The organism is Saliniramus sp. (assembly GCF_035311605.1).
In the GTDB taxonomy this organism is placed as follows: domain Bacteria; phylum Pseudomonadota; class Alphaproteobacteria; order Rhizobiales; family Beijerinckiaceae; genus Saliniramus.
Map to the genome: position 1 here is coordinate 1 of NZ_DATGCW010000047.1, position 4,435 is coordinate 4,435.

The 4,435-nt window shown below is 64.3% G+C and carries 4 protein-coding genes; 2 read left to right on the forward strand and 2 right to left on the reverse strand.

Going from position 1 to position 4,435, the window contains the following annotated elements; translation table 11 throughout:
• Positions 1–420 precede the first annotated feature (420 nt).
• Positions 421–1,905 carry a SulP family inorganic anion transporter gene (locus VKP01_RS02315; RefSeq protein WP_414706496.1) on the forward strand — a complete coding sequence of 495 codons (1,485 nt, stop codon included), beginning with the start codon at positions 421–423 and terminating at the stop codon, positions 1,903–1,905.
• Positions 1,906–2,036: 131 nt separating this feature from the next.
• Positions 2,037–2,891, forward strand: a complete 855-nt coding sequence (locus VKP01_RS02320; RefSeq protein ID WP_324410023.1) for a universal stress protein — start codon at positions 2,037–2,039, stop codon at positions 2,889–2,891.
• Between the two features lie 6 nt (positions 2,892–2,897).
• Here VKP01_RS02320 and VKP01_RS02325 read toward each other — a convergent pair whose 3' ends face one another.
• Positions 2,898–3,797 (reverse strand): DUF3592 domain-containing protein, encoded by a 900-nt coding sequence (locus VKP01_RS02325; protein ID WP_324410024.1) that lies wholly within the window; start codon positions 3,795–3,797, stop codon positions 2,898–2,900.
• Positions 3,798–3,899: 102 nt separating this feature from the next.
• On the reverse strand, positions 3,900–4,435 hold a 536-nt coding region (locus VKP01_RS02330), incomplete at its 5' end, for a hypothetical protein (RefSeq protein ID WP_324410025.1).

Consider the following 4,435-nt stretch of genomic DNA (forward strand, 5'->3'; position numbering starts at 1 on the left):
GCATCATCTGCTCGTGGGCGAAGTCCGTGCGGTGCGCTACGGGCTGCGGCGGCGTGCCCTGATCTATCGCGAGCGCGCCTTCACGGGGTTGTGAGCGCTCTCGCCGACCGCTCGTCTAGGCGATCACAGCGCGCGCTGCATCCGGTGCGGGCCTCATCCGTTATGGGCTCGCCACTGGCCAGATATGCATGCCTGCTCTGCAGCGCTCACTGTTGCCTTTGTCGCAGGGATATTCTAAACGCGTCATCAGCCCATGTTGCGGTGCAGCAACATGCCCCTCATGACGGCGATATTCCTCGCGTTCTTGTGCCGGGCCCCGGAGCAATCCTTCCGACAGATCGGCTTGGTTTTTGCGCGCCGTGGTTTTGCGCGATGGGCTCTCGTTTGTGATGCGACAGGTAACGGAGCAATTTCGTGACGATTGATTTCTGGAATCGCCAGCGCCGGGAATGGTTCGGCAACATCCGCAGCGATCTCCTCGCCGGCCTTGTCGTGGCTCTCGCCCTGATTCCGGAAGCGATCGCCTTCTCGATCATCGCCGGAGTCGATCCGAAAGTGGGGCTCTACGCTTCCTTCTCGATCGCGGTGATCACGGCGATCGTCGGCGGGCGCCCGGGCATGATCTCCGCAGCCACGGCCGCGACAGCGGTGCTGATGGTCACGCTGGTGCGCGATCACGGGCTGGAATACCTGCTCGCGGCGACGGTACTGGCGGGGCTGTTGCAGATCGTCGCCGGCATGACCGGCGTGGCGCAGATGATGCGCTTCGTCTCGCGCTCGGTGATGACCGGCTTCGTCAACGCGCTCGCCATCCTGATTTTCCTCGCCCAGATCCCGGAACTGACCGGCGTGCCCATGCTCACCTATGTGATGGTCGCGGCGGGGCTGGCCATCATCTATCTGCTGCCGATGGTGACGAAGGCGGTGCCGAGCCCGCTCGTCTGCATACTCGTGCTCACTGCCGTTTCGCTGATGCTGGGCTTCGATCTGCGCACCGTCGGCGATATGGGCGAATTGCCCTCGACGCTGCCGGTCTTCCTGATCCCGGATATTCCGCTCAATCTCGAAACCCTGATGATCATCCTGCCCTATTCGGTGGCCGTGGCGGCGGTGGGTCTGCTCGAATCGCTGATGACGGCGACGATCGTCGATGAACTGACCGATACGCCGAGCGACAAGAAGCAGGAATGCGTGGCGCAGGGCGTTGCCAATACCGCGACCGGTTTCATTGGCGGCATGGCCGGCTGTGCCATGATCGGGCAGTCGATCATCAACGTGAAATCGGGTGGTCGCGGGCGGCTGTCCTCCTTCGCCGCCGGCGTCTTCCTGCTCTTCATGGTCGTGGTCCTGGGCGACTGGGTCGGCGTGATTCCGATGGCTGCGCTCGTTGCGGTGATGATCATGGTCTCGATCGGGACCTTCTCCTGGAGTTCGATCCGCAATCTGCGCGATCACCCCCGCTCATCCTCCGTGGTGATGCTCGCGACCGTGATCACCGTGGTCGGCACCCATAACCTCGCCATCGGCGTGCTGGTGGGCGTGCTGCTCTCGGGGATATTCTTCGCCTGGAAGATCTCCCAGATCTTCCGTATCACCTCCACGCTCTCCTCCGACCGGGCGCATCGCACCTACCGGGTTGAGGGGCAGTTGTTCTTCGCATCAGTGGAAGATTTCTCCGCAGCCTTCGATTTTCGCGAGGCGCTGGAGAAGGTCACGATCGACGTTTCGCGCGCCCATATCTGGGATATTTCCAGCGTCGCCGCCCTCGACATGGTGGTCTTGAAATTCCGCCGCGAGGGCGCCGAAGTGGAACTCGCGGGTATGAACGAGGCCAGTGAAACCCTCGTCGACAGGCTCGCCATCCACGACAAGCCGGGCGCCATGGACAAGCTGATGGGGCATTGACCGGCATCGCGGCCCGGTCTGACCCGTTTCGGCTGGTTTTTTGATCACGAACCGGTCATTCTGCGATGAATCAGACGCGGTAACGGCGGCTTGCGCCCCTCGGCGTGCAAGCAAATCGAAAGGGAGGCGGCATGTCCGCACTGGTGGCGCTGATCGACGGTTCGATCTATTCGCAAAGCGTTTGCGATCATACTGCCTGGGTTGCGCAGAAGACCGGTTACCCGGTCGAGCTGATGCATGTGCTCGGGCGTCGCGATGTCTCGACGGCGCCGGCGGATCTCTCGGGCGCCATCAATGCGGATGCACGCGAGAATCTTCTGGCCGAACTGGCCTCGCATGACGAGGAGCGGGCGCGTCTTGCCCAAAAGCGCGGGCGGCTGATCCTCGAGGAGGCCCGCGCGCGCATCGGCGGACAGGGTATTGAACAGATCAACACGCGCCTGCGCAACGGCGATCTCGTCGAGGCCCTGCAGGAAGCCGAGAGCGACGCCGCCCTCGTCATCGTCGGCAAGCGCGGTGAGGCGGCGGATTTCGCCAGGATGCATCTCGGCTCCAATCTGGAGCGGGTGGTGCGGGCCTCCCGCAAGCCGGTACTCGTCACGTCCCGCGCATTCAAGCCGCAAAACCGTTTCCTGATCGCCTTCGATGGTGGTGACAGCGCGATGAAGGCCGTGCGCCACATCGCTGCCGGCAAGCTGTTCACCGGCATGGAATGCCGCCTCCTCACTGTCGGCCAGCCCTCGGCCATGGTGCGCGAGCGGCTCGAAACCGCACAAAGCGTCCTGCGCGATGCCGGTTTCACCGTCTCCTCGGAAATCCGCGAAGGCCAGCCCGAGAGCGTCATCATCAAGGCCATCGAGACCGAGAAGATCGATCTCCTGGTGATGGGCGCCTACGGCCATTCGCGTATCCGCAGCCTGATCATTGGCTCCACCACCAGCGAGATGGTCCGCTCCTGCCTCGTTCCGGTGATGCTGTTCCGCTGAGAGCCCTCAATCGCGCGGACGGCGCAGTTCGGTGAATTGCTGCCCGTCCCACCAGCGCAGCATGCTCTCGTCTGCGGGGTCGAGCATCCAGCCGGCTGGCGCTGAAGCCGTGGCTGCCGGGGCGGATGCGGCATTGGCTGCGGGCTGCGCGGGCGCTGCGGCAGCGGGCTGACCGGATCCCTGTGCCGCCCCCGCCATGCCGGCTGCCGTCTCCGCGATATCCATGTTGCCCGCGCGCACATCCCTCGCGATGGCGAAGAGATCGCCGAAAAAGCCGCGATCCTCGCCGCTGAGCCGGCGATCGGCGCGGCCCTGCTGGAACAGCCAGATCCCGAAGACGATCAGCGCAATGCTGACGAGCAGGCTGAATGCGGAGGTCACGATCACGAACCACCCGGCCCAGCCGAAGATCTGCGGCGCCCATTCCTCGATGCCACCGATCCGCTTCGCATTGGCCGGGTTCGACCGGGAATAGGCGACATCGACATCCGCGCCCACATTCGGTCGCCATGAGCTTCTGCCGCGCGGGCTGAATTCGTAACTCTCCCCGTCCACGGTATAGGCGATACGGGTGCGGTACATCGGCGTGTCGTTCTCGCCGCTGGTGCCGGCGCGCTCGACGGCGACGACTTCTCCGGTGATTTCGACCGGATCATCAATGCCCGACCCCTCCACGAAACCGCCGACATTGATGAAGATGATGCCGAAGATGATGCCGAGTACTCCGCCGAGTATGCCGCCCCGCTGCCGCCTTCCATTGCGTCCGGTCCGGCCACGCACCACGCCGAAAACGCCTTCGGCGACGAGCACCCCGGCCGCCGTCATCTTGGCCGCACCGCGCGCGCCGGGATCCTCCGACCAATTGGTCGCGAGCGTATTGAAGAAGTGCTGGATGCGCTGGAACATGCCTGCCCCTGTTGTTCTGGTCGTGACTTTTTTGCGTGTGGGTGATGCTGGGATCCGGGCAGGGCGCGGTCGTGCGAGGCGGCGCCCTGCCCGGCAATGCCTTCAGGGACAAAGCCCTGTCGGACCGCGCGCGCCGCGGGCACATTCGAAGGCCTGCTCCATGAAGAGCTGCGGCGCCGCATTCCCGTCCGCGAAGGTCATTGCCCGCTGCCAGATCGCCGCGACGGAATCATCCATCAGATGACCGTACCAGGAGACCGCCTCGATGCCGAAATCCTGGGCGAGATTGACATCCATCACGATCTCGAAGAAAGGCTCTCCCGGGCGCACGCTCTCGGATTGCTCGAAGCCCGTCCAGCGCAGATCCCCGTCGCTGATCCGCGCCGCTCCACTTTCCAGCGCGAGCAACTCCGCCATGGCGGCAGGCGTGTGGACACCGTTGCGGATATCCGCGTAGGGACGATCGAAAGCCGTGCCGCTGCCTTCATGCTCGCGCCACGGCATCGCTTCATCGCCGGCGCTGGCCAGATCGAGGCAGGGCAGGGTGAGGCAGCGCGTGGCGCGCGCTTCGTCATCGGAGATCAGCTGCCGGCTCATCGCCACGGGATCGGCGATTCGGTTCTGGATCGGGCGGAATG

Coding starts and splice junctions, on each gene's coding strand:
- VKP01_RS02320 (WP_324410023.1), top strand. CDS start 2,037: ATGTCCGCACTGGTGGCGCTGATCGACGGTTCGATCTATTCGCAAAGC.
- VKP01_RS02325 (WP_324410024.1), bottom strand. CDS start 3,797: ATGTTCCAGCGCATCCAGCACTTCTTCAATACGCTCGCGACCAATTGG.